The following is a 25,157-nucleotide window of genomic DNA, read 5'->3' as shown; positions in this document are numbered from 1 at the left end:
AGGCTGCCAAAATAAAAGAGGTGCAAGATGGAAACATACTATATTGGAATTGATATTGGCGGTACGACCTGTCGTGTCTCGTTGGGGTGTGTTGTTGATGGTACATTGGAAATCATCAAAAAAATGGACACCTATACAACACAATCATTTACAGTTACAAAAATGCTTGAGAATCTCCGCTCTGATGTGAATATTCTTCGTCGTGAACTCACGATTGCAGCAATTGGCATCAGTTGTGGTGGTCCATTAAATTCGAAGGATGGTTTGATTCTTTCACCCCCCAACCTCATTGGTTGGGATCGTGTTGAAATCGTAAAGTACTTTATGGATGCCACTGGAATTCCAACACGTCTTTGCAATGATGCCAATGCGGGTGCATTAGCAGAATGGATGTATGGCGCAGGAAAAGGAACTGACTCAATGGTCTTCATGACATTTGGAACAGGAATGGGTGCAGGTCTTATTTTAAACGGACGTTTATATGAGGGTGCATCGGATATGGCAGGAGAAATCGGCCATGTGCGTCTTGCTGCAGAAGGTCCTGTTGGATATGGAAAACGAGGCTCATTTGAAGGCTTTTGTAGTGGTGGTGGCATTGCTCAATATGCGCAAAGTGTGCTGCTTGCCAAACGGCAACAGGGACTCATCATCCCATGGGCACAAGATATTAAGGCAGTGAGTGCGAAAGACGTTGGGCTTGCCGCTAATCGCGGCGATTCAACAGCGCTAGGGATTATGGATGATATTGGTAAGAATCTGGGCATTGGTCTATCAATGATTATTGATATCTTGAATCCTGAACGCATTGTTATTGGCAGTATCTATGCACGTAATGTGAATCATCTTTATGAACCATCACAAGCAATCATCCAAGAAGAAGCACTTATGTATGCTGCTGATGCATGCACAGTTGTTCCAAGTGAGCTGGGTGAATCAATTGGTGATCTTGCCTCGTTGACTGTTGCATCTTATTTTTATGAAAAGGAGTTAATGCATGAAAAGTAATACAGAATTTATTATCAATCGTTTTTATGACGATAATCCCAAACTAAAACCACTGACGTCTGAGTTAAATGAACTGGCACGTACATTAACGGAAAGAATTCAAAATGGTGCAAAGGTTCTCTTGTGTGGAAACGGCGGGAGCGCTGCGGATTCTGATCACATTGTCGGAGAGTTAATGAAAGGGTTCGATAAGTTGCGCCCATTACCGGAAGATTTTAAAGAAAAATACCGCACAATGTATGGTGACTCTGGTTATGATGTTGCCCAAAAGCTACAACAAGGGATTCCCGCGATATCTCTTAACCAACATAATGCCTTGAACTCAGCCACGCTTAATGATATTGATCCAAACCTCATCTTTGCACAACAAATTATGGGTCTTGGAAATCAAGGCGATATCCTAATTGGAATAAGTACTTCCGGTCAGGCTGAGAATGTCGCCCAAGCCATAAAAGCTGCCAATGTAAAGGGTTTGCATACGATTGGACTAACAGGTAAAACAGGGGGACAATTGGTGACATTAAGCGATATGTGTATCGTTGTGCCCGCAAATGAAACATACAGAGTTCAAGAATTTCATCTTGCGATTTATCACTTTTTATGTTTATACATTGAATCAGAAATGTTTGATGCATAACCTCTTCGGAGGTTTTTTCTTTAGGAACTCTAGTTCGAATTAAAGAGTTTAGAGTACTGAGAAAGGAAAGTGTTGATAATGAGAAGGAAATTGAGAAAGGGTACACTGGTCATTTTTACCTTGCTGTTAGGATTCGTTACCATGATACCAGCAGTTCATGCCAATGACGACGAAGTATATGTGAGTGAAAACGAAACTGTAGACTTTGAAGTGACTTACTATTTGGATGGTGATACGACGACGTTAAGGCAGTTCAAGTTTGGCGTTGAGGTATCTGAACTGGACACCGACTCAACTCGAAAACTGGAGTTTACGGACGAAGGGCATCGGATTATTGCTCGTTATGAAATGTTGCCAGATCGTGAAGTGCTTTCTTCCTTTTCTGAAAATTATCAGATTATTGCGATGCTCGATGGTTCAGTTATAGTCATTGAACCCGCATCTCGCAGTAAACAAATAGATCATGGAAATGCAGTAGTACAGGTCGGTGAAGTATTGTCATACAATACTTCATTTTACTGGAGAGATAACCCTTCATTCTATTGGGTGGATATTGATATTACGGAAGTAACAATTAACGGTCAGGTTGGTTATTGTTTAGAGCCATCAATTCTTAATGTGAGCACATCCAATGGGTTTCCAGTTTCGTTAAAGAAACTGCAAGAATTACGTGTTATGGAGAGTCGTTTAAAATACCAAATCAGTGAAAGTCAAAAAACCCACATTCAGCGTATTGCCAATTATGGTTACACGTTTGAAGGACATCAGACCCCAGACTACAGATGGGCAACGCAAATTCTAATTCTAGAGGCGTTAGGGTGGAATTTCCACACCTATGGGACTCGCAATCCTCAACGTGAAATAAGAGAAATAAACCGATTGATCGCAGCACACGATGATAGACCCGTGTGGGATAGAACGCAGCAAACTGTGAGCGTGGGTGAGGTTATAGATCTCTCTGATCGCACACTCACTGACTATTCAATTCGCTCACAAGAAGGTCTAGAAGTTATTGAGCACTCACAAAGCACCTTGCGTGTTAAGGTAGTCGAGAACAACGCTCAATTGAGTATGGTTAAGAAGCACAGTGAATTGGGGGAGTCATACGTGTATTCCAATGGGAACACACAACAAGCGGGTATATTGAAACTTGATGAAGCGGTCAATGTCGCAGTTCGGTTCAACTTTAAAAAAGGTTCAATTGCCATTACAAAGACCAATGATCGTGGATCTGTTTTGGAAGGTGTTCATTATGTATTCAGTGACTCGCCTACATTTGAGACAATAGTGGCTAAAGGAACAACGGATACAATGGGTATGTTGCGCATTGAAAATCTGGAACATGGTCAGCGAATCTACTACAAAGAGGTAAAAGAGGCACCAGGGCACCAACTGGATGATACGGTTTATTATGTGGATATTATTGCGGATACAACAATTTATCGAAGTCACATGAACCCTGTTATTACCGGTAAACTACGGGTGATTAAACATGGTGAGAATGAAGAACTGTTAACTGGTGTTGCTTTTGAAATCATGAATAGGTCAGAAGAGTGTGTTGCAATAGTGACGACTGGAGCAGATGGAACAGCAATATCCAATGATTTAGATTATGGTGAGTACTATCTCAAGGAATATGAAACAGCAGAAGGCTATCAAATACTTGAAGATAAGATTCCGTTTTCAATTACTCAACCCGAAGAAACTGTCTCGCTATTCATCAAAAATGACCGCATTCGCGGCAGTATTGAAATTTTTAAAGTTTCGGAAGCAGATGAGGTACCACTCGTAGCGACATTTAGGTTGTATGATGCAGACATGAGGCCAATGGGAGACTATACAACTGACTCAGACTCAGGGAAAGTAATCATTGAGAATCTGCCTTATGGTCAATACTTTATTGAGGAGATAGCGGTCGAGAGTCCGTATATACTGGGGAGCAATCCCATTCAAATTGTTGAAATCAGTGAGCACTTAAAGACGTATCCGCTCGTATTTAAGAATGAAAAGGTGCAGGGAGAAATACACGTCTATAAGAAAGATGCAAAAAACAATACACCCATAAGTGGCGTCACATTTGCGCTTTATGAAGTCAATGTCACAACCCAAACTCTCCCTTATGAAAGCCTGATTAAGCAACTCGCATTTGTGGAGGTAAAAACGGACCAATACGGATTTACTGCGTTCCCGAATTTGGATGTTGAGAAATCATATTTATTGGTTGAGAAGGAAACAATCTATGGCTACATGTTAGACAAAACAATTCACACGATTCATGTCCCGTATTCTGATCCGAAGACACCCAACGTTGTGATTGAAAAGAATCTATTAAACAATCGCAGATCTGTACAAATTATTGCTACAAAGATAGATGGAGTATCGGAAGACATTATTGATCTTCCGCATCAATTGGAATTGTATGACCAATCAGGGAATCTTATTGCTGGAAAACTACAACATGGTGGGATAACAACATGGACTGTAGATGCTTTAGAGGTGTATACCCTCAAAGAAATACAACCTCCAGAAGGGTATCGTCCATTAGATGAAGATATTACTGTTGATACGCGAGTCGATAAAGGAACGGGAGTATATCACATTCAAGTTCGTAATGATTCAAGAGATTTGCCGAGTACAGGACTATCAATAAACAATCAACGTATTGCGGCTATAGTAGCGGCTATTGGTGTCATCCTTTGTATATACGTAAGAAAACGCACTTTAAGATAAAGTGCGTTAATTTCTGTCAATTACTGCTTGAAGAGCTACTTGAAGTACGATCTCTTTCAATTTCGCTGTCAACAACAATTGCAATACAGAGTGATAACAATGCATTCTCTGCTTTATCGATCTTCAACTCATAACTATCACCCCATGTAAACCAGTGTTTTCGGAGTTGCATGATGGGTTGGTTTCCCGTAAGTACGTCATAGTTGTGATCAAGAAAGTCTCCTTGGAAAAACCAATCGACTCCTTCAATAACAAATTTCATTTTGAAGAACGTAAACTCACGTTTGATGGTTATAGTTGGTCCATTATCACAGTGAATATCATAACGTGGAAGCAGGCGGAACATTTGGCGATCGATTGTTGCAACTTGCACATTATTGCGATCGTAAATTAAAAATTGTTTTGGGATCCGAAAAAAACTTCCTTCGACTGAGAAGTGAGTTTCCCCATACTCATCAACGACATTGAATTTCTCTCCTATTGAGAATACTTTTTGTTTTATGTAAAGTTTCATGTGACCTCCTAGTATCTTTCAATTATATCATTTTCTTGGTTTGCTGTGGAAGGTAAAAAAACCGCCTTAGGCGGTTTGATGTTCTTCGTTTGTTGCGTGTAATTCTTTATATGTATTGTATACACTTCGAATAATGAGAACTTGTGGAATTGCGATCACGACTCCGACGATGCCAAAGAGTGTTGCATTCACAAACACTGCGAAGAGTTGGAGTAAGGGATTAACATTAATGTTCTGACCGTAGATTTTAGGAGTGATAAGATATTGATCAACAAATGATGACCATCCAATGATCCCAATTGTCCCAACGGTTTGAACGGTACCTTGGGAAAAGGCTGTGAGTAGTGAAACAAGATTGACCAAAACGGGTCCAATGTAAGGTATAATGACCGCGATCATGTTTAGAACCCCAAGCAAGAACCAACTACGGTGTCCAATGAGGAAAAATAGAAGCATATATTGCGGCAGTTTGGAAAGCATTACGATTCCAAAAGCGTTTATGTAACTGCGAACTTCGACATTTGCACGTTGAAGGTACATTGGGAGATTTGGACTAATTAGACCAGCCCCTTTTTTGAGCATCGTATTAACACCCTCTTCATTTGTAAGGAAGTAAATGGTGATGATTAGAATCACAATACCGTTGAGCGAAGCTGAGACTACAGATACTAAAGAGCCAATAAGGAATGCGCTGGAATCAGTCATAATACGCGCAGCATAACGGGCAATCTCAGAAATATTAATGTAATCCATCAAATTAATATTCATGCCTTGTAATGTTTCACCGAGCCCAAAGAAGTTGGAGTCTTGTAATGAAGCGACAATGCGTCCAATTGAATCAACACTGAGTTGGAGCAGGGTGTTGATTTCTGAAAAGATGTTTGGTAGGGCGATAAATATAAAGGCAAGAACCGCAAGTACAGAAATAATCATAACAATAAGTATCGATAACCCTCGTTTGTTTAGTTTGCGATCAATGAGTTTCACGAGTGGTGAAAGAACGTAGGCGACAATGTAGGCGACAACGAATGGTTGTAGTGCGTTTCTGACGAGTCGTAACCAACTTCCCCAAATCGGACTAGTATACGACAAAATTGAGAAGATAACGACAAGAATCAGGATTGAAATGAGTCCTCGAATGAAGCCCATATCGCGAATGGTATTTGTGAAGAAATGTTTTATTTTGTTCATGTTAGAACTCCTTAATATGTACATCATAAACGAAACAGTGTTGCGTAACAACAAACACTATTCTTTATTTTGGTAAACGTTTCTCGAAACGACTAAAGAACGCCCGGATCGAAACTCCCGATTGAGACATTCATAATATGTTCCTGGTGAAATAATACCATTAATTTTCAACAAATCGAGCCCAGCAGTACCCATAATACGATTGGCCAAAAGGACACAGTTTGTTGTGAAAACAAAATAGGTTTTAAACTTTCCGCGGTGAAACTTATAGAATCGAGAACTTACGGATTCACTCAGTTGGTGAAGGTAGAGTTCATCCTTGTTCTCACGGTCCTCAAAATTCCATGGGTAAGTATCGGATTTAATTTCCGCAATACGTTTGCGTACATTTTCTTTTTGTTGCGGTGTTAGCTTTACACCGAATCCAAAGAGAGTTTTCTTTGTATCTTTAGTTACAAAGCGAACATAATCGTGTGCATTTGCGGTAAACAGTACGCCTTCCCCAATTGACTCAAAGAGGCGATAGCTGGCAGGATCATAGTTACCGTATGAAATCAGTTCATCTTCAAAGCAAATATCGACATGCCCAATCATTCCAGTACCTTTTTCTGTGACGTGTACAAAGACTTCGATATCAGCATCCTCAGAGCGTACAAACTCATGAAGGATCGTATCTGTATCAGAAGTGGTACCTTCGTCAATCTTGTTCAACATAAGCTTAGGTAAAAATGCGGCAAACATTACTGGCATGGTAATGCGAATGCGACTCTTAAACTTTTGTGCGATGGAATCTGGCAGGATGGCCTGTAAGAATTCCTTGATATACATCAACCCATAGAAAATAAGGAATAGAGCAATGATGTCAAAAACTTGTGCTAAAAGTTGGCTTGGGGCAAGAAGAAAGGTGATACCAAACGCACAATAAAAAAGACTTAAAATTAATTTTGGGAGGCGACCGCTTACACCATCCTTAAGATAGAACAAATAAGTTACACCAAGAATGAGGCCAAAGAAGAGCGCATAAGCACCAATTAATGTAACAAATAATCGCAATTGAATACCTGGTGTATTGATAATAATTAATCCAAATACAATGTTTCCAACCGCATTGGATAGGTCTTCATATTTCTGGGGTTTGTTTTCGTGTGACTTAAAGATTGATGAAAGCACAAAGCCAGTAAAACGAATGACCCCAATTAGAATAAAGAGCATTCCAAAGAGATTAAGCATTGATCGGGTTGCCGATAGCGGTTGAGAAAAAATAAATCCGCCCATGACGATTAAAATTAGTCCGATGACTAGAAATTGGATATGGTTGTAGTATTTGATTTTCATTTTGACCCTCATCACATTCTATATATATGTAAATTATAAACGATATGCGCCTCAAAGTGTAAAATTGATGCCATTAAAGACATTAATCAGTCGTTTTGTGACAATTTGGTGAAATTACAAGCGTGTCATGATAGAGTATCGCAGTAATAGATACCGAGGTGAAAGTCATGAAACGAATAACGTGTTTGCTGAGTGCATTGATATTGCTCACAGCATGCTCATCAACTCAATCGGAACAACTTCCCGAAACAGGCTATTCAGAACCCAAGAACTTTATTGCGGCGATGACTTTACAAGATGTAAAGAAGGCACTTTCTACCAATGAAAGTGCACATGAATTCCTGGATGCCTATTTTGATACTTTTGACTCCATCCATACATTGTCCTTTGTCTCATCATCAAAAGAGAGTGACTCAAAAATTCAAAACGAAGTTACAATCGATCCCAAGGGCAGTGTTCGAAAATCGCAATTTGAAGGGTCATCAGCTTACATCATTGAGGACACTGTTTATTCTGTAGTAGACATCATGATGTCCGTTGATGGGAAGAAAACTGAAAAACGCCATGTGACAACATCGTCCTTGGAAGACTATCAAACAAAAAGAGAAGAAATGATAAAGCAATACTCAGATTCAAATGATAATTCTGAAATTGCAAAAAAAATGGTGGAATTGGATACATTACCCAACGCGATTGCTGCAGTAAAACAAGAACTACTTTCAGTCGATTATGATAATGCAATAATTGAAATCGTTGAAGGGACACTTGGCATAGAGAGTAAACAAACTGACGCATCTGGAAAGTCCGCAGTAACAATCGTATTATTTACATTTGAGAAAATAATTTACGAGAGTGACCATGATAACCGTTATATGCTTGCGATTTATGAACAAGCACCTGAAATTCTTGAAATTCCAAAATCAAAATAAGAAGTCACATGTCCAAACATGTGATTTTCTTTATGTAGGTCGTTAAACTTGACTTATTTCATAAAAATACATATGATAGATGCGTCAAACTAAGTTTACATGAGGGGTCATTATGAAAGAAAAAATAGTATTGAATAAATTAAAACAGTTTCGAACTGGAAATGGTAAGATTACCCAACAACAATTAGCAGATATTGTAGGGATTTCCCGACAATCAATCAATGCGATTGAAAAAGGTAAGTTTTTGCCAAGCATCACATCATCATTAAAAATCGCTGAGTATTTTGGAGTACCAGTAGAAGAAATATTCTACTTGGGAACCGAAGACGAAGCATAGTTTGATTATGATCTAAAGATGAAACAAGAGCGCTAAGGCGCTTTTTTATTTGCAATGCTGAATGAGGAGAAGGTTTTCAGATATGATATAATGATGGAAATGTGGATGGTGAGTATTTATGGCAAGAATATTAGTGGTTGAGGATGACAATATTATAAATGATATGTTACACGAGTTGTTGCGACCTTTGCACACGGTGACACAAGTGTTTTCTGGGACAGAAGCCTTGAGACTCTTTGCAAGTGAGTCGTTCGATTTGATTGTTCTTGATCTCATGCTTCCAGGTATTTCTGGAGAATCCTTGATTACAAAAATTAGAACGCAGTCCCAAATTCCTATCATTGTGATAACCGCGAAAAATGACGTCTCTGTTTTGGTGGATGTCCTTGAGTTAGGGGCGAACGACTATATTGCAAAACCATTCGAAACAAAAGAAGTTATTGCGCGAGTAAGTGCATTATTAAGAAAACACGGTGCAAGTGAGATGGTAACGACAAATCGCGTTGGTAGATTTGAAATTCGTTCGGACACATATGAAATATCATTGGATAATCAGTGCATGGATTTAACCCGAAAGGAACATGACATGTTATGCCTTCTGTTGTCACATCCAAACCGTGTTTTTACAAAATCAAATCTTTATGAAACAATATGGGAAGAACCATATTTTGGTGACGATAATACTATCACCGTTCATATATCACGATTAAGAACGAAAATAAAAGCAATAACCGGTGATAATGAAATGATCGAAACAGTGTGGGGAATTGGCTTCAAAATGAGCATAGAATAGGGTACAGATGGCTATAATTCAACTTAACATGGTAACCAAGCATTACAAGAGAACCGAGGCATTACGTCGTGTCAATCTTTCGATAGTCCGCGGGGAAATTTGTGGGTTTATTGGTAAAGATGAGGCTGGTAAATCGACGCTATTTAAAATAATTGCCGGCATGACACCCAAATCATCCGGAGATGTTGTGATTCAGGGCAATTATCGATATGGTGCTACAAGTCTTGAACGGAAGAATATCGGCTATGTATTGAATGATAATTTCTTTTCCGAACTTACGATATTTGAGAACTTGGAATACATTCGAAAGGCAAAAGGAATTTTCGATCGTGGCGAAGTAGAACGTGTTATGGGACTTTTAGATCTCGAGATGCATGATATCTTGTATCGCGATCTAAGTGTAGGGAAAAAACAACGGCTGAAACTGGCTGCAACGATTATGGGAAATCCAGATATTCTCATTTTTGATGAACCTACACAAGGCCTTGACTCACAGGCGTCGATAAATTTTTGGCGCTTGGTCGCAAGTTTAAATGAAGACTTCGGAACAACAGTTTTGATTTCCTCGACATCCTTAGGAAACCTTAAAAATCTCTGTACGAAGTTTTGCTTCATGCATAATGGTCGCATTTTAGAGACGATTGAGCGGCATCACTTGGAGTTAAAAAGTCAGCGAGTCCTGCACCTCAAAGTTGATGCAACCGAAAAGACATGCTTAATTCTCGAACAGCAGCTGGGGATTACAGATTATCGTGTTGGTATGGATAAAGAACTGGTACTCTATAGTTTTATTGATCAGCCCGATATCATTGCGAAGACACTCGTTGATAACGGCATTCGTATTTTTGGTATTTATGTGCAGGAAGTTGCAATCGATGATTACTACTTAGGCTTAATCGCGGGTGATGTGTATGATTAATTATATTAAAGCGGAATTGTACCGTTTGCGTCGAACAAAAAGTGTGCGATTAGTAGTAATCGCATCGTGTCTGTTTCTCTTGCTTACCATTGGATCCGTGAGTGGTGAGGTTGATGTCGCTATTGCGGGTTATGAATTTCAAAATCTGGTGTGGTTCATCATTGCTACGCCAATCTTTGCTTATGTGTATCTTGCGGATACCAAGAATCGTACACTGGGCAGCATTCTTAGTATGAACGTTTCAAAGTTGTCCTATATCCTTGGAAAACTAATCATTAGTATTCTATGGCTGTTGTTTTACTATATCGTGTTTAGTATTTACTTAAGTGTCATGCAGTATACAATGTTCATTCAAAATGATACCAACATTCAAGCAGTATACCTACTTACAATAATTAGAATGCTGCGAATCATTTGCGCTATTGCATTTTCGGGTGTCGCGGTAGTCTTTACGCATACAACGTCGATGTCATTGTTAGCATATCTTGCGCTTACGGGACAAAGTCTTTCCTCAACATTGCGTACCAATGCAATGTACAGTCGTGTTGCACGAATTATTCTTAATTTCTCATTAGGGGATATGATGCAAAATATCATTTCAGGTGGTGGTGCGTCGCTTCTTATTGCACTGTCCATTACAATGGTATCCCTTGCATCTGCTGTAATCTTGTCTTATGTTCTATTCAAAGAGTCACATTAAGGAGGCCGTATGGAGTGGTTAGTTATAATTCTTAGCATTCTCATGATTTATTTTGCTGTTCGAACATTCTACTATCGCGCGCAGATTAAAAGTATCAATCGCCATCTTCATATTGTGAATGAAGGTAATTCACGCATGGAAGTGCGTAAGTCTGGAAATAATCGCGATGAGAGTGAATTGTTAGGGGAGGTCAATCGCTTGATTCAACTTATTGCGAAGACCGAATCCACCAACAAACTTATCGATAATCAAAATAAAACGATGATTTCCTCAATTGCCCATGACTTTAAAACTCCACTTACTTCGATGCTCGGATATGTTCAGATGCTTCAAAATAACGAACATATTGATGATCGGCAGCGCTACTTGAAAATTATAGAGGATCGCATCAAGACGTTGAATCTTCTGATTGAAAACTTTTATACCATGAGTTTGGTTGCATCCCACGAGTATCCACTCAACCTTGAACGAATTAATCCCTTTGTGGTCCTTCAAAACCAGCTTGCCCTTTACTATGATGAATTATCCACACATTTTGAGAGTGTTATTATTTCAGTTCCTGATGAGGCACATATTGTATGGAGTGATGCGCAGGTGCTGCAGCGCGTCTATAGCAATTTAATTCGTAATGCACTTAAATATGGGCGGGGTCCATTTACCATTCGGACTACTATAGAAACAAATAACTATCTTATTTCATTTGAGAACGGCATACCCAAAAACCACAACATTGACATTGAGCGTTTGTTTGAGCGTACATATCGTGATGATTTGGCACGAAGTCAATCAGCGTCGGGGCTTGGTTTAGCGATTGTTAAAGAATTGCTTGAACTTGTTGATTGCGCCTTAAGTGTCACGTTAAATGGGAATATAATCGCATTTCGCATCGCAATACCTAAAGGAAATCACCATCGAAACGATGAAGTATAACAAAAGCGCTAACGATTTAAGGATTTGTTAAGACTTATTACATACTTTTTTAACTCTTGTCACGTAGACTGTAAGTAACGAACGGGGTGATTGTATGTTTGCAGGTAAAAATGATAATAATAGTTCCAGTATTGATATCATGAAGTATATCGCTGCAATTATGGTCATAATTATCCACGTAGGTCCGATATTTGAACATTGGCCTTTGGTAAATCATGTATTTGTAAATGGGATCTGTCGTGTCGCTACACCACTGTTCTTTGTCTCATCAGCTTTCTTTGTACGACATAAAATGAAATCCAATCCTCAATATCTGAAGCAGTACGTTAAGTCGATTTTCAAAATTTATTGTTTTTGGAGCCTTGTATATCTTCCGCTTGGATTGCAATACATTGCGGCTAACTTTGATATTCCCCTTTATCTCTATCCTGTTGCATTGGTTATTGCATTCTTTTATATTGGGGCATACTATCATCTTTGGTATATTCCTGCACTGCTTTTTGGACTTTGGTTCGTTGACTATTTGATGAAGCATATGAGCAAACGCATTGTCTACGTTTTGGTTATCTTACTTTATGCATTTGCGTGCCTTGAGACGCACCGCGAACTCATTGCCAATACCTACTTGTTGACGCTTATTGACACCTATCTTGGTATTTTTGTAACACCCCGTAATGGGCTCTTCTTTGCACCGATTTTTATTACCATTGGGTATGTGATCAGTGATCAAGACAATAAATCAACCAAGCGTACTCTGTGGCTTGGCATGCTTTTATCTCTAGCTGGACTTATTGCCGAAGGCACATGGATCTACTACAATCGTGGTCATGATAGTAACGCACTAGTTTTCTTAGCACCCCTTAGTTATTTTATTTTTAAGTGGGTATGTACCTTAAATGTTACGGTTCCTTTTAATACTAAAGTACTACGACGCTGGAGTACCAATTATTACTTTGGACACCTCCTCATTTTGACATTTTGTGAATGGTTCTTTGGTGTGATCGGACTGGGTTCTGTTTGGATGCAGTTTGGATTGATGCGCTTTGTTCTCGTACTTGCACTGACACATATTGCCGTTGAGGTGGGCGAGTATCTACGAATACGTTTTACGTCCTACAAAAAGGCGATTCAACCATGAGTGGAATCTCATTCAATCTAAGCGATAGTGAGTCCATTTGCAAAAGTGAATCTGTACTTGTAATTGAACAGGAGGCTATGCTTCAGTGGATTCTACCAACCATTGATATTCTTTTTCCTTGCGTTCATCCTGTCAGTGGCGAAATTCAATCATTCTTCGATATTGAACATGCGTTGTGTATTGATCTCACAGTATGGCTATCATGGCTGAAACGAGTTGAGAAAGCAGTCATTCCGAAACTATCGCGTACTGCACAAGTATTCTATAATGATTTCATTACATGGCATCGTACCAATAGTGCTGGCCATGATATTCTCTATATTAGTCAACAGAAGCGGTAATGCATATATTGATGCGTTACTGCTTTTTTATTCTGTTCGGGTACTGAAAGGATAACGGCTCACGCAAGCATGTGAACATTTAACCAAATTTGACTTTATTATCTAAAGGTCTACAATATACTGACAGGGGATTAGAACTGAGGAATATTTTGAGAAAAATGAATAAAATCATCATCGGTGCACTTTCATTGATGGTGACATTACTAGCGGGGCAGTAATCTATCTTTTACTCCAAAACAACCCTACACAAGGCGTTAACCCAACACAACAGACACCCGGTGTCGAAACAGCTAATCAGACAACCAAGGGTGAAACACCAAAAAGTCAAACAGGTACGGATAAACCAACTGTTCCACAAACGGGGACACAATCACCTACAACAGGAACACAAACACCACCAATCGTTGGAAACTCTGGAGCAAGTTATCGCTCAGGTGCGACCTACCGCTCAGGTGCTACCTATTACTCTGGAGCAAGTGGTGCAAGTCCAAGCCGAGCAAATATTAGTTCAGGAACAATTGACGACTATTTACTATCTTATGTTAATTACAATTATCAATATAAAGTAACACATAATTATATAACCAGTTTTACGACGGAATTCTATCAAGGATGCCAAGCTGCGAATGGTAAAGGCGCAATCTATACTGTCAATTATCAGAATAGATATGGGAATAACAAATCAGAATACTATTTCATTGGTGTTAAGTATACAGAAGGAGCGGATGGTACGCTTCAAATTTACGATGTTGATGATGAGAGTGATGATAATATTTATGATATCTATGAGGAGGCCTTTGATGAAGGCTTTGCATGTAACTAAACTTACTGAACAGTAAGTTTTTTTTATAGCTTATGTAAAATATATGAATTTCAAGTATGATTTCAAAAGTATTTTTCAGTGTAAACTTGCACCTGACCATTAAAAATATCCACTTCCAATGCCGTTTAAAGATATTATAACTTTTAGTAATATCTTGTATAGAGATTCGTTGTTTCACTTCTTCAAGAAGGTGTATTAAGATGGTAATGTAAACATGAAGATTATGTTCAATGTGCATCACAAAGTTCAAGCGCAATAATACAAATTGCGAGATCAAAAAGCGGCACCAGTTAGAGAACAAATGTTTAACTAAATCCTATGAATGGGAATGCTTAATGAGCAGAAAGGAAACACATTATGACTTATCGAAAAATTAAAGTACTCGTAATTGACAATGATGTAAACTTTGCAAAAGGATTACAATCAAAACTAAACACAGAGAAGAACTGCGAGGTAGACATTACAAATACAATCGACCAAGCATTGCAAATGATTTTAAGTAACCAATACCGCTTAATTATATCTGAGTATCATATTGAAGATGGCGTTGATGATATGCAAGGCATGGGACTTCTACGCGTAGCCAAAAATAGAAACCGAGATGTTCGTCGTGTGTTACTTACTGATTACTCTGATGAGAAGGCAGTGGAAGCACTTAGCGACTCTGTCAATCTATTCTTAACAAAAGATCGTTGCTTAGATGTTATCTGTGAATACATTATGAATGATTGCCAAACAAACAGTAATACAATCGATGCAGTAGCGCGCTACAACATGTTATCTGGAGATGCGCGATTCAATCAAATCAATTCTGGAGTCCAAAATAGCGAGAACCTTACAACTACCGAATGGGATATTGTAAATGTTCTGTTGGATTGCAACAATCGTGTGGTATCGCGTGATGATATTGTCGAATCACTTTTCGGTGAAGCTCAAATGGAAGCTGTTGACTTTAATACGCGTACGATTGATGTTCATATTAAAAACATTCGTCGTAAAATGCCAAATCATCAAATCCGTACCGTTCGCGGTGTTGGATATATGTGGAAACAGTAATAGACTTAAACAAAACTGCAACATTCATTGTTGCAGTTTTTTAGTGTTTGCACGCCATGATTCCTCCTAAGATTAAGGTGGAGGTAAATTTATGACAATTACTTATAAGAAAGCACTACTCGTTTCAAATGTATGCGACCCACTGACGAAAGATGAATCAGATTTGATTTCAGTGTATGAACACATTTCAAAATCTGGACGCTATGATGGTATTGAAACCCGTGTCGTCGAGGGAGATGCATTGGTTCCTGTTTTCAATCGTTTAAATCAATGGCAAACGGTTTATTGGTTGACTGGGCAATTGGATCGTGAGGGGTTGTGTGCTGCAAGTACTGATGAAACATTGCGAGTTGCTACAATAACTCGAATCAAACAAATGATCGATCAATCCATCAAGACACATGTTCATACAATCGGTATTGCTAGCGGAAAAACAAAGGGCGACAGGTCTGCAGAGATGAATGCATTCGAAAAGTCGGTTCATGAGATTCTTGACTATATTGCGATGCAAGATAAAGAAATAAATATTATCATTGAGCCCTTGGATGCTTTTGCTCACAAAAATAATGTAATTGGAACCACATCTCAAACACATGATTTTTTGAAACGGTTTGACCAATCGTTATTTACAACCGGAAAACTTTCAATCTGCTGGGATAGTGCCCATGTCATGTTGAATGAAGATCAGGTAGCGACATCCTTGCAAACACTTGCCCCATATATATCGCGTGTCCACTTCTCAAATGCTGTACTGGATAAGGATGATGAGTGCTACGGTGATTGGCATATGGACATCGATCCTGCTGGTTTTCTCAATCAAGATTATGCAAACAGCATTCTCAAAACATTGAATGCAACAAGCAATCATCAAGACACAGTCTACGTTTCAGTTGAGATACGTGAAACGCGTCGCGAGAATGTCTGGAACCTCGAGGACCAATGCTACGCCTTAATCACAGAAGCAATCAATGCGGTGGAACATGCGTAAAGTCTTAATTATTGGTGCAGGACAGACAGGGCGAGGGTTTATACCGCAATATCTTGATTCAAAAAGTTTGATAACCTTCGTGGATAAGGATAGAGAGCTAGTAACACAACTTAATGAGTTGGGTACTTATACTATAGATTACTATGGCGAAAAGCGTGCCTCAAAGATAATCTCAAGTTATAAAGCCTATTCTATGGAAGCGGAATTTGACGTCGATGATTTTGATTGTATTGCTATCTCGGTTGGGGAAAGCAATCTTCCTGAAGTGGTAGACTGGATTGTAAGACACTTCAAGGATATCCCCTTGCTTGCAACATTTGAGAATGGAACCGATACGGGAGGATTTCTTCGAAATTTATTTGAGGTCCATGGAATAACAGCAAATATTATCCCATTTGCAATTTTCTGTACAACCAATACTGTATCATTGTGCGATATTATGTCCGAAGACATCACGTACTTACCCTATGATGCCCGCACTGGTACGCAAGATATTTTCATGCCATCGATACCCATTGCTGACTTTGCGCAATTTATGGAACGTAAGATATTTACATACAACGGACTCTCCGCAATCATTGCGTATTTGGGTTACCTTAAAGGTTACACCTATCTGCATGAAGCAGCCAATGATCCAACCATTAACCATAAAGCACATCAATACTTGGATACCTTGAACCAGGCCTTAGCATTTTATTTTAAAGTGCCTCTTGAAGAGCAACATGAGTTTGCAATGAATGCTTTTCGAAAATTCTCCAACACTGAGATTGCTGACACAATTGAACGCAATACTCGAGATGTGATTCGCAAGCTGGGTCCAACAGAACGATTTATTAAACCACTAAATATCATGATTGATCGCAACCTTCATTCCAATGTTTTAATTGAGACAATTGCGGCTGCTTTGGTATATGATAGTGACATCGAAACAGACAATGCAGTGCACTACTTACAAACTACATCCATTGATCCAGAAATTAAGGACGAAATTCTCGATGTGTATCGACGACAAAAAATTGCAAGATGATGTTGCAATGATGTAGTCGGTGCCAAGAATTAAACACATTATAATGGGTTCATGGAGGTATAAATATGTTAGGTAATGCAACAATGATTTTACGTGGATACACGTATGAACAAGTGAAGACAGTCTGCGAGGTGTTGGCTGGAAGCGATGTAAAGAATGTTGAAATAACACTCAACTCTCCTGATGCTTTGGGCACACTTGCAAGAATTTCCAAAGAGTTTAACGATAGACTTAATATCGGAGCTGGAACAGTTGTAACAGCAGACGAACTGGAACAGGCCATTAAGGCGGGTGCACGATTCGTGCTATCACCAATATCGTTTACAGAAGCAATGATTCAATATTGCCATGACCACGATGTTATAGCCGTTCCAGCTGCACTGACACCAACGGAAATTATGCAACAATTCAGGTTTGGAGCAGACATTGTTAAAGTATTCCCAGCCAATGAATTTAGTATGGCCTATGCCAATAAAGTTATGGAACCCTTAGGGAAGCTAAAGTTAATGGCAGTGGGTGGTGTAAATGCGCAAAATGTTAAACAGCATTTTGAATCGGGATATCAATACATTGGTACAGCAGGAGGCATTTTCAAAAAAGAAGACATCCTTGCACAAGATGTGATTGCCCTTAAACAATCATTGCAGGTATTTGTCAATCAAATTCAATAGATCGGAGTAACAATAATGGTAACAACACGGCAACGCAAATTGATAGCACTGTTAAAACAGCAACAACGGATTATGACGGTTGCTGAGTATGCAAATATACTCGGCGTATCAAAACGGACGGTCTATGCCGATATTGAAACCATTACTCCAGATTTAGAAGCCAGTGGATATCGACTGAAATCGATTCCTGGCAAGGGATTGGCAGTGGAGCAAACAGAGCATCATGCTCTTGAAGCTGTGGAATCACTTGAAAAAGTAAGTGACACTGAATCGCGACGTGAAGCGATCGCAAAACTCTTAATTGTCGATGAAGCGCGTCGTACGATGAGTGAGTTGTCAAACATGTTCTATGTTTCCGTCAGTTCAATTCGTAATGATCTCGATATTATCAAACGATCCATTGAAAATGGGAGCACAGCCCGTTTGATTATCAGTAAAGCTGGAATCCACATTGAAGGTACTGAAGAAGAACAGCAACAACTGCTGATTCAATTCAATGACTACGCCATTAAACGATTGGGAAACAAACGCTACTTGAGTAGTATTCTTGATTTTTTACGCCAGACGTATGGCAATCAGCTTGTGGACACTTGCTATGACATCACCAAGGAATTTAGTGAATCGCGGATATATGTACCTGCAGATCACTATCTGATTAATATTATTAACACACTGGTCGTTATGACCTTTCGTAGCAGTAAAGGAAAGAGTATCAATGAGTCGTATCAAAACTTGTTTTTGAACGAAATTATGGAACTCCCCAATATTCTTCTTGCCAAAGAAATCCTTTCCATTATCTCATCGCATTACCCTGTAACTTTCAGTGATGCCGACTGTAAGTTTCTCTCGCAACATTTGATTGCCAATCGAATTGAGTTTGTAAACTATCGAAAAGGTTATTTCGAATACAATGACAGTTTCTTAAACATCATTGCCAAGATGGAACGTTTAACAGGGATCGAGATTTTCAAATATCAAGAAAATGTTCAAAACATCCTGCATCATTTAAACGCAGCCGTATTTCGTCTGAAAACTGGAGTTAACATTAAAAACAACTTGACCAATCAGATAAAGTTAGAATTTGGCATGATGTTTAATTTGACATGGTTGGTTCTGGAAAGTGAAAGTGAGCATCTCGGGGTACGATTTACAGAAGATGAAGTTGGATTTTTGATGATTCACTTCCAAAATATAGTGGACTTAGAACAACGCAGCAAACGCGTCCTCATCATCTGCACCAATGGCTATACGACCTCACAAATGATTCTGAATCGCATTCGTAAAATTCTCCCACCATTGGACATTATTGAAACAGCAACAGTTGACAAAGCAGAACATGCTGATGTCAGTGCGGTAGACTTTATCATTACCACCGTTGATTTATCAATTACAAATGTCCCCACCATTCACGTCTCACCGTTGATTGGCGATGAAGATATCAAGAACATCAGTGCGTTTTATGGCGAGCGGTTTCTTGCCAGTGACGATTACACATCCAGCTCCTTTAAAACACTGCGAAAATTTTTAATTCCGTCGTTAGTCACAAAATCGGAAGAACATATGAATAAAGAAAATATCATCAAGCTTATGGTTGGCAAACTTGAAGCACAAGGTTATGTTGACCAACATTATCTTACATCAGTATTGCAGCGCGAAAGTGCAGGGGGAACAGATACCAACCATGGTATTGCGATTCCCCACGGGCAACTCAAACACGTACTGCAAACATCTGTTGCGGTATGGTTTAGTGATACCCCCATTAAATGGAATAATCACTCAATAAGAATGGCAATATTCTTCAATGTTGCCGAAAATGATCTCTATGTATCACGTGGTATTTTGGAAGAAATTTATGCTCTCATAAAATCTGACAAACTCGCACAGCGTTTAGCAACAGGGATGACAACTCAAGACTTTATTGAGTTTCTAATAGCGGAGGACTAAAATGCTACGTAAAGAATTAGTATTTGTAAACGAAAAATATCAAGACTATCAAGATGTGATTGCGAAGCTATCACATGAATTATTGAATCAAGGACTTATCACGGATACGGAACAGTTTGTTTCCGCTGTGAATAAAAGAGAAGAAGAGTTCTCAACAGCAATCGGAAATGAAGTTGCAATTCCCCATGGGAAAAGTGACGTGGTTGTTGAACCATTCATTGTTTTTGCGAAAATTGAAGAACCGATTCTATGGAGTGATGACGAGAAAGCAATTCGTCTTGTATTCTTGTTGGGCGTTAAAGGACACGACAATGATGCACTGCACCTGAAGTTCCTATCACGCATCAGCAGAAATCTTATGAAAGAAACATTTATAAACAGCTTGCTAGCTTGCCAAACATCGGAAGCAGCATTCGAAGTGCTTGATAAAATTAATCAAGACTTAAGAGAGGAAGACAAAATATGAAAGTAATTGGAATAACAGCATGTCCTACAGGGATTGCCCATACATACATGGCTCAAGAAGCGCTCATTGCTGAGTGTGAACGCCGTGGTTATGAACATCAATTTGAAACACAAGGAAGTATTGGGGTTGAAAACGAGTTATCAGAAGAAACAATTGCTGAAGCAGATATGATCATTCTTGCTGTAAGTATCTCAATAGAGGGCGAAGAACGATTTGAAGACAGTAATATCTTCAATGCGGAAGTTAACGATGCGATATCCAATGCTGGAGCTGTCATCGATGCTGCTTTGAAACACTACGGATTAGCATAATATAGGAGGAAGTTAGTGTGTCGAATACAAAGAAAGTATTTAAAGATATACAGAAAGCATTAATGACGGGGACATCATATATGATGCCTGCAGTCGTTGTTGGGGGAATTTTATTCTCAATTTCATTAATTGGTGGTACTGCTACGGATACGGGATACGTTGTAACCAATCCATTTATGCAGAACCTTAACCTTCTCGGTAAAGCAGCTTTAAATATGATGATTCCAATTCTGGGAGCGTATGTTGCGTACTCAATTGCGGGACGTCCAGGGCTTGTACCGGGGTTCATTCTTGGGTTTGTTTCAAATAACCCAGTAGGTGAGACAGGGGCAAAAGCTGGATTCCTGGGAGCACTACTCCTTGGAATTGTTGTTGGTTATTTCGTAAAATGGATGAAAGGATGGAAGGTACATCACTCCATTCGCACCATTATGCCTATATTAATTATCCCCATTCTGGCAACTGGTGTTGTGGGAATTGGCTATATTTATATTATTGCGAATCCATTAAGCACAGTGATGGAATGGTTAACTAATTTCTTAGCCAATCTAAATGGGACAAATAAAGTCTTGTTGGCAATCGCAATTGGATTTATGAATGCATTTGATATGGGTGGACCTGTATCGAAAACAGTTACGATGTTTACAATCGCTATGATGAGCCAAGGAATTTATGAGCCAAACGGTATCTATCGCGTTTGTCCAGGGATTCCACCGATGGGGATTTTCCTTTCAACACTTATCTTTAAAAATAAATGGACAGATGCTGAGCGAACAACTGCGAAGACTGCAGGGCTTATGGGGTTCTTTGGAATCACAGAAGGGGCAATTCCCTTTGCTGTATCCGATTTGAAACATGTGCTTCCTGCAACCATGATCGGTACTGCAACAGGGGCAGTTATTGCAGCCTTAGGGAATGTTAAATCACCGGTTCCACACGGAAGTTTTATTACATTACCTGTTGTAGATGGAAAGATATGGTTTACAGTTGCAATTATTGTTGGAACAATCGTAACTGCGCTCTTATTGGGTCTTTTCAAAAAGAATGTCAATGAGCCAGTACAAGCCTAAGACTCTTTATCTTGTGCGGCATGGCCAAACATTATTCAATCATTTTGGCCGCATGCAAGGATGGTCGGATATTGATCTAACACAAGAAGGAATTGAGGGTGCTCAGCAACTAGGGAAGTATCTGAAGGATCACAGAATAGATTTGATCGTATCCAGTGATAGTAAGCGCGCAATTGATACAGCAAATCTTGTCAATGAGGTTCGAGTCGTTGCAGAGCCACACATCACGACAACACAACTGAGAGAACTGTACTTTGGAAATGAAGAAGGTGCTAAAGGAATCTGTCTTTGGGAAAAACTTATGCTGGATGAATCATCACTGCAAGAATTTATGGACAAGGGCATGTTTCATCGCATGGGTCGTATTCATCGTCCGGAGAATCTTGAAGCTGAGACACTCGACACGTTACAGAATCGTTGTGAGTCCGTCTTAAAAATGATTCATGAGCGTGAAGAAAGTGTGATTATGATTGTGAGTCATGGTGTAACATTGGCCATGCTTCTTAAAGTGATGGGCATTGAAGTAAATCTGTACGAAAGTTTACCAAATGCAAGTGTTACAAAAATAACTTATGAGAATGATCAATATGCTGCTGAGTATATTGGTCGAACAGCGAAACCCACATTTTAGAATGTGGGTTTCTTATCGAGATACACGATAAAGTCTCTGAAATCTGAATTGTGGAGTCTGTTAACAGAAACTTTACATAAGTTTACGGCAAATTACTTGGAAATGACACAGAGTGTGGTACTATTTAAGAGTCAAAATGACCGGAGGAGATTATGAATAAAAAATTCATGAAATATGTATTATCTGCACTTTTATTTGCAGTGGTACTGACAGGTTGTTCAGCGAAAAACGATGCTGAAAAACCACTCGTATTACAGTTCGTACCGACTAATAATGATGGAAGTATGCAAGCAAAAGCAAAACCATTTGCTGAGTATCTATCCGAAAAATTAGGTCGCGAAGTTCAAGTTACATTGGCTACGGATTATTCAACAATTGTTGAGGCCATGGCATCGGGAAAAGTCGATATTGGAATCATGCCTCCAGCAGCTTATTTACAAGCGCGTGAAAAAGGTGCTGCTACAGCTATCTTAACCTCACAACTTGGTGCATTCAATCCGGAAACTGGATTACCAGAAGCGGACAAACTTACTGGAACCTTTAAAGCAGAGATTCTTGTAAGAAAAGACAGTGGATTGAATACTTTGCAAGATTTGGTCGGTAAAAAAATTGTTACCTTACAACCAAACTCAGCAAGTGGCTATATCTATCCTGTTGCAGAAATGCGTATGGCGGGTATTGATCCTGTTACAGAAACAACACTTACAATCGTCAATGATATTCCAAGTGAAATCACAGCTGTATTAAATGGTCAACAAGATGCTGCATTTGTATTCCAAGGTGCGCGTGTTGTCTTCGGAGGGAAATTTGAAGGTCATAATTTAATGGATGAACTCAAAGTGCTTCATTTATCAGATGGTGACATTCCTAATGATGCAATTGCAGTGAAGCCAGGAACAGACGAAGCACTCATTAAACAAATTAAAGAAGTATTCTTAAACATGTCAAAAGATGAAGCAGGACTTGAAGCAATGTCAATGTGGAGTCATAAAGGCTATGTTGAAGCAGATGAAAAGAACTACGATACTATCGATACTTACGCTAAAAAAGCAGCAGAGTAATCCATTGTATTGAAACTGAGCATCAATAAAACACCTCAAAGGGTGTTTTATTTGAATATGAAGGAGCATGAATATGTTAGAATTTATCAATGCATCGAAGACATACGACAATGGGGTTGTGGGTTTAGATGGTGTTTCGTTGTCAATTGAATCGGGAGAGTTTGTCTCAATTATCGGTTTATCCGGTGCTGGAAAGAGCACCATGCTTCGAACCGTTAATCGTTTGATTGAATTGACAGAAGGGGAGATTTTAGTTAATGGTACTTCGATTACCAAGGCGAATAAAAAAGACTTGAAAATTGCACGACGAAAGATCGGGATGATTTTTCAAAGTTTTAACCTTGTAAAGCGAAGCACTGTCCAAAGAAATGTTCTATCAGGACGTTTGGGCTATTATTCAAGCTGGAGAAGTATCTTAGGTCTTTTTACAAAGGAAGACTATGCATTGGTAAACGATGCGTTAGCTCGCGTAAATCTATCAGACAAACTTCACGAACGATGTGATGCGTTGTCGGGGGGTCAACAGCAGCGTGTTTCTATTGCACGGACTATTGTTCAGCAAGCTAATTTAATCCTCGCGGATGAGCCCGTTGCGTCCCTTGACCCCATTACTACCACACGCGTCATGAACGACCTCAAAGAAATCAATGAACGTGATGCCGTCACAATCTTGATTAATGTTCACTCAGTGGAGTTAGCGCGTCAATTTTCAACTCGTATTATCGGTTTGCGTGATGGAAAGGTTGTATTTGACGGGACACCAACTGAAGCAACGGATGAAGTTCTTATGGGAATCTATGGGGCTGATATCCTTAAAGAGGAAGTCCAAGATGAAGCTTAAGGATACAGTACATTACAAACTACCCAAACAGATTATGACGACATTGTTGGTGTTGGTTCTTGTATCCGCGTGTATTTCATTAACGGATGCTTCGTTATTTGAATTGTTGGGCAATCTTGATCAAATGGTCCTTTTTTTGAAACGGTTTATGCAACCTGATTTTTCTTACGTTCCCCAGCTCATTAATCCAGTTATAAAAACAATCCAAATGTCAATTGTCGGGACAGTTTTAGGAACTGCATTTGCCATTCCGTTTGCGTTTCTAGCCACAAAATTTGCGACTGAAAATAATATCTTTTCACAGATCATCCGGTTTTTACTTGGTATTGTTAGAACAGTTCCAAACTTACTTCTTGCTGCATTATTTGTTGCAATCATTGGAATTGGCGAAGTCACAGGTATTCTAACGATTGCCGTATTTACATTTGGGATGGTCTCGCAGCTTATCTATGAGAGCATTGAGACCATCGATTTGGGACCCATTGAGGCTACGAAAAGTATCGGAGCGAGCCGTTTGCAAACGGCGGGGTGGGCGATATTCCCACAGGTACTCCCAAGTATCATTAGTTATGCAATATACGCTGTAGAAGTAAACGTACGTGCTTCGACAATTCTCGGTTACGTGGGTGCTGGAGGGATTGGTGTCCTTTTAAGTACTGCACTCGCTCAGGATCGCTATGATCGTGTTTCAGTAATTATAATTATCATTTTAGCAATTGTCTTCTTATGTGATGCTATCAGTGAATCACTACGAAAGAAGGTGATGTAA

At 39.3% G+C, this 25,157-nt stretch carries 26 protein-coding genes; 23 read left to right on the top strand and 3 right to left on the bottom strand.

The genetic code is table 11. The features are described 5' to 3' along the window. The first annotated feature begins 27 nt into the window (after positions 1-27). The 3 genes from G7062_RS10195 (at position 28) to G7062_RS10185 (ending at position 4,372) form a co-directional block, all read left to right on the top strand. A complete protein-coding gene (locus G7062_RS10195; protein ID WP_166065818.1) occupies positions 28-1,005 on the top strand; it encodes an ROK family protein in 978 nt (325 codons plus the stop codon). After that, positions 995-1,642 carry an SIS domain-containing protein gene (locus G7062_RS10190; RefSeq protein WP_166065817.1) on the top strand — a complete coding sequence of 216 codons (648 nt, stop codon included), beginning with the start codon at positions 995-997 and terminating at the stop codon, positions 1,640-1,642. Before G7062_RS10195 ends, G7062_RS10190 begins: the two co-directional genes overlap by 11 nt. A 141-nt stretch (positions 1,643-1,783) precedes the next feature. Beyond that, positions 1,784-4,372 (top strand): collagen binding domain-containing protein, encoded by a 2,589-nt coding sequence (locus tag G7062_RS10185; protein WP_166065816.1) that lies wholly within the window; start codon positions 1,784-1,786, stop codon positions 4,370-4,372. 16 nt (positions 4,373-4,388) lie between these two features. Here the strand turns inward: G7062_RS10185 and G7062_RS10180 are convergent, their stop codons facing one another. From G7062_RS10180 to G7062_RS10170, 3 genes are all read right to left on the bottom strand, one after another. Continuing rightward, positions 4,389-4,886, bottom strand: coding sequence for an LURP-one-related/scramblase family protein (locus tag G7062_RS10180; protein ID WP_166065815.1), 498 nt, complete (start codon positions 4,884-4,886; stop codon positions 4,389-4,391). Positions 4,887-4,952: 66 nt separating this feature from the next. Further along, positions 4,953-6,077 carry an AI-2E family transporter gene (locus G7062_RS10175; RefSeq protein WP_166065814.1) on the bottom strand — a complete coding sequence of 375 codons (1,125 nt, stop codon included), beginning with the start codon at positions 6,075-6,077 and terminating at the stop codon, positions 4,953-4,955. 57 nt (positions 6,078-6,134) lie between these two features. Beyond that, positions 6,135-7,412: an HdeD family acid-resistance protein gene (locus G7062_RS10170; protein WP_166065813.1), complete on the bottom strand. Its 1,278-nt coding sequence runs from the start codon at positions 7,410-7,412 to the stop codon at positions 6,135-6,137. Positions 7,413-7,579: 167 nt separating this feature from the next. On the opposite strand from G7062_RS10170, the gene G7062_RS10165 reads away from it, so the two are divergent. From G7062_RS10165 to phnE, 20 genes are all read left to right on the top strand, one after another. Next, the gene (locus G7062_RS10165; RefSeq protein WP_166065812.1) at positions 7,580-8,341 is read left to right on the top strand and encodes a hypothetical protein; all 762 of its coding nucleotides are present in this window, start codon (positions 7,580-7,582) and stop codon (positions 8,339-8,341) included. 112 nt (positions 8,342-8,453) lie between these two features. Continuing rightward, on the top strand, positions 8,454-8,678 hold the full coding sequence (locus G7062_RS10160) for a helix-turn-helix transcriptional regulator (RefSeq protein ID WP_166065811.1): 225 nt from the start codon (positions 8,454-8,456) through the stop codon (positions 8,676-8,678). Positions 8,679-8,796: 118 nt separating this feature from the next. Continuing rightward, positions 8,797-9,471 carry a response regulator transcription factor gene (locus G7062_RS10155; RefSeq protein ID WP_166065810.1) on the top strand — a complete coding sequence of 225 codons (675 nt, stop codon included), beginning with the start codon at positions 8,797-8,799 and terminating at the stop codon, positions 9,469-9,471. Between the two features lie 7 nt (positions 9,472-9,478). Next, on the top strand, positions 9,479-10,390 hold the full coding sequence (locus G7062_RS10150) for an ABC transporter ATP-binding protein (RefSeq protein ID WP_166065809.1): 912 nt from the start codon (positions 9,479-9,481) through the stop codon (positions 10,388-10,390). Next, entirely contained in the window at positions 10,383-11,090 is a 708-nt protein-coding gene (locus tag G7062_RS10145) for an ABC transporter permease (protein ID WP_166065808.1), read from the top strand. The genes G7062_RS10150 and G7062_RS10145 overlap by 8 nt, the downstream gene beginning before the upstream one ends. 9 nt (positions 11,091-11,099) lie before the next feature. Further along, positions 11,100-12,020 carry a sensor histidine kinase KdpD gene (locus G7062_RS10140; protein ID WP_166065807.1) on the top strand — a complete coding sequence of 307 codons (921 nt, stop codon included), beginning with the start codon at positions 11,100-11,102 and terminating at the stop codon, positions 12,018-12,020. Between the two features lie 94 nt (positions 12,021-12,114). After that, positions 12,115-13,158, top strand: coding sequence for an acyltransferase (locus G7062_RS10135; RefSeq protein ID WP_166065806.1), 1,044 nt, complete (start codon positions 12,115-12,117; stop codon positions 13,156-13,158). Beyond that, positions 13,155-13,499, top strand: a complete 345-nt coding sequence (locus tag G7062_RS10130) for a hypothetical protein (protein WP_166065805.1) — start codon at positions 13,155-13,157, stop codon at positions 13,497-13,499. Before G7062_RS10135 ends, G7062_RS10130 begins: the two co-directional genes overlap by 4 nt. A 1,180-nt stretch (positions 13,500-14,679) precedes the next feature. Beyond that, positions 14,680-15,378 carry a response regulator transcription factor gene (locus tag G7062_RS10125; RefSeq protein ID WP_166065804.1) on the top strand — a complete coding sequence of 233 codons (699 nt, stop codon included), beginning with the start codon at positions 14,680-14,682 and terminating at the stop codon, positions 15,376-15,378. A 91-nt stretch (positions 15,379-15,469) separates the two neighbouring features. Continuing rightward, a complete protein-coding gene (locus G7062_RS10120; RefSeq protein WP_166065803.1) occupies positions 15,470-16,366 on the top strand; it encodes a sugar phosphate isomerase/epimerase in 897 nt (298 codons plus the stop codon). Then, positions 16,359-17,393 carry a hypothetical protein gene (locus G7062_RS10115; RefSeq protein WP_166065802.1) on the top strand — a complete coding sequence of 345 codons (1,035 nt, stop codon included), beginning with the start codon at positions 16,359-16,361 and terminating at the stop codon, positions 17,391-17,393. The genes G7062_RS10120 and G7062_RS10115 overlap by 8 nt, the downstream gene beginning before the upstream one ends. A 65-nt stretch (positions 17,394-17,458) precedes the next feature. Then, positions 17,459-18,064: a bifunctional 4-hydroxy-2-oxoglutarate aldolase/2-dehydro-3-deoxy-phosphogluconate aldolase gene (locus G7062_RS10110; RefSeq protein WP_166065801.1), complete on the top strand. Its 606-nt coding sequence runs from the start codon at positions 17,459-17,461 to the stop codon at positions 18,062-18,064. Between the two features lie 15 nt (positions 18,065-18,079). Continuing rightward, positions 18,080-20,008: a PTS sugar transporter subunit IIA gene (locus G7062_RS10105; protein ID WP_166065800.1), complete on the top strand. Its 1,929-nt coding sequence runs from the start codon at positions 18,080-18,082 to the stop codon at positions 20,006-20,008. Between the two features lies 1 nt (position 20,009). Beyond that, positions 20,010-20,474, top strand: a complete 465-nt coding sequence (locus G7062_RS10100; protein ID WP_166065799.1) for a PTS sugar transporter subunit IIA — start codon at positions 20,010-20,012, stop codon at positions 20,472-20,474. Then, entirely contained in the window at positions 20,471-20,785 is a 315-nt protein-coding gene (locus tag G7062_RS10095; protein ID WP_166065798.1) for a PTS fructose transporter subunit IIB, read from the top strand. Before G7062_RS10100 ends, G7062_RS10095 begins: the two co-directional genes overlap by 4 nt. Positions 20,786-20,802: 17 nt before the next feature. Then, a complete protein-coding gene (locus tag G7062_RS10090; protein WP_166065797.1) occupies positions 20,803-21,855 on the top strand; it encodes a PTS fructose transporter subunit IIC in 1,053 nt (350 codons plus the stop codon). Then, complete coding sequence (locus tag G7062_RS10085) at positions 21,836-22,486, top strand: histidine phosphatase family protein (RefSeq protein WP_166065796.1); 651 nt, start codon at positions 21,836-21,838, stop codon at positions 22,484-22,486. The genes G7062_RS10090 and G7062_RS10085 overlap by 20 nt, the downstream gene beginning before the upstream one ends. Positions 22,487-22,638: 152 nt before the next feature. Further along, entirely contained in the window at positions 22,639-23,547 is a 909-nt protein-coding gene (locus G7062_RS10080) for a phosphate/phosphite/phosphonate ABC transporter substrate-binding protein (protein ID WP_166065795.1), read from the top strand. Positions 23,548-23,614: 67 nt separating this feature from the next. Further along, positions 23,615-24,388 carry a phosphonate ABC transporter ATP-binding protein gene (gene phnC, locus G7062_RS10075; RefSeq protein WP_205700128.1) on the top strand — a complete coding sequence of 258 codons (774 nt, stop codon included), beginning with the start codon at positions 23,615-23,617 and terminating at the stop codon, positions 24,386-24,388. Next, positions 24,378-25,157, top strand: coding sequence for a phosphonate ABC transporter, permease protein PhnE (gene phnE, locus G7062_RS10070; RefSeq protein WP_166065793.1), 780 nt, complete (start codon positions 24,378-24,380; stop codon positions 25,155-25,157). The genes phnC and phnE overlap by 11 nt, the downstream gene beginning before the upstream one ends.

Source organism: Erysipelothrix sp. HDW6C (assembly GCF_011299615.1).
Taxonomy (GTDB): Bacteria; Bacillota_I; Bacilli_A; order Erysipelotrichales; family Erysipelotrichaceae; genus Erysipelothrix.
This window is presented reverse-complemented; position numbering and strand designations above follow the sequence as displayed.

Bases quoted from the DNA above. Each gene is read 5' to 3' on its own strand.
- G7062_RS10195 (WP_166065818.1), top strand. From the start codon at position 28: ATGGAAACATACTATATTGGAATTGATATTGGCGGTACGACCTGTCGT.
- G7062_RS10190 (WP_166065817.1), top strand. From the start codon at position 995: ATGAAAAGTAATACAGAATTTATTATCAATCGTTTTTATGACGATAAT.
- G7062_RS10185 (WP_166065816.1), top strand. From the start codon at position 1,784: ATGATACCAGCAGTTCATGCCAATGACGACGAAGTATATGTGAGTGAA.
- G7062_RS10180 (WP_166065815.1), bottom strand. From the start codon at position 4,886: ATGAAACTTTACATAAAACAAAAAGTATTCTCAATAGGAGAGAAATTC.
- G7062_RS10175 (WP_166065814.1), bottom strand. From the start codon at position 6,077: ATGAACAAAATAAAACATTTCTTCACAAATACCATTCGCGATATGGGC.
- G7062_RS10170 (WP_166065813.1), bottom strand. From the start codon at position 7,412: ATGAAAATCAAATACTACAACCATATCCAATTTCTAGTCATCGGACTA.
- G7062_RS10165 (WP_166065812.1), top strand. From the start codon at position 7,580: ATGAAACGAATAACGTGTTTGCTGAGTGCATTGATATTGCTCACAGCA.
- G7062_RS10160 (WP_166065811.1), top strand. From the start codon at position 8,454: ATGAAAGAAAAAATAGTATTGAATAAATTAAAACAGTTTCGAACTGGA.
- G7062_RS10155 (WP_166065810.1), top strand. From the start codon at position 8,797: ATGGCAAGAATATTAGTGGTTGAGGATGACAATATTATAAATGATATG.
- G7062_RS10150 (WP_166065809.1), top strand. From the start codon at position 9,479: ATGGCTATAATTCAACTTAACATGGTAACCAAGCATTACAAGAGAACC.
- G7062_RS10145 (WP_166065808.1), top strand. From the start codon at position 10,383: ATGATTAATTATATTAAAGCGGAATTGTACCGTTTGCGTCGAACAAAA.
- G7062_RS10140 (WP_166065807.1), top strand. From the start codon at position 11,100: ATGGAGTGGTTAGTTATAATTCTTAGCATTCTCATGATTTATTTTGCT.
- G7062_RS10135 (WP_166065806.1), top strand. From the start codon at position 12,115: ATGTTTGCAGGTAAAAATGATAATAATAGTTCCAGTATTGATATCATG.
- G7062_RS10130 (WP_166065805.1), top strand. From the start codon at position 13,155: ATGAGTGGAATCTCATTCAATCTAAGCGATAGTGAGTCCATTTGCAAA.
- G7062_RS10125 (WP_166065804.1), top strand. From the start codon at position 14,680: ATGACTTATCGAAAAATTAAAGTACTCGTAATTGACAATGATGTAAAC.
- G7062_RS10120 (WP_166065803.1), top strand. From the start codon at position 15,470: ATGACAATTACTTATAAGAAAGCACTACTCGTTTCAAATGTATGCGAC.
- G7062_RS10115 (WP_166065802.1), top strand. From the start codon at position 16,359: ATGCGTAAAGTCTTAATTATTGGTGCAGGACAGACAGGGCGAGGGTTT.
- G7062_RS10110 (WP_166065801.1), top strand. From the start codon at position 17,459: ATGTTAGGTAATGCAACAATGATTTTACGTGGATACACGTATGAACAA.
- G7062_RS10105 (WP_166065800.1), top strand. From the start codon at position 18,080: ATGGTAACAACACGGCAACGCAAATTGATAGCACTGTTAAAACAGCAA.
- G7062_RS10100 (WP_166065799.1), top strand. From the start codon at position 20,010: ATGCTACGTAAAGAATTAGTATTTGTAAACGAAAAATATCAAGACTAT.
- G7062_RS10095 (WP_166065798.1), top strand. From the start codon at position 20,471: ATGAAAGTAATTGGAATAACAGCATGTCCTACAGGGATTGCCCATACA.
- G7062_RS10085 (WP_166065796.1), top strand. From the start codon at position 21,836: ATGAGCCAGTACAAGCCTAAGACTCTTTATCTTGTGCGGCATGGCCAA.
- G7062_RS10080 (WP_166065795.1), top strand. From the start codon at position 22,639: ATGAATAAAAAATTCATGAAATATGTATTATCTGCACTTTTATTTGCA.
- phnC (WP_205700128.1), top strand. From the start codon at position 23,615: ATGAATATGTTAGAATTTATCAATGCATCGAAGACATACGACAATGGG.
- phnE (WP_166065793.1), top strand. From the start codon at position 24,378: ATGAAGCTTAAGGATACAGTACATTACAAACTACCCAAACAGATTATG.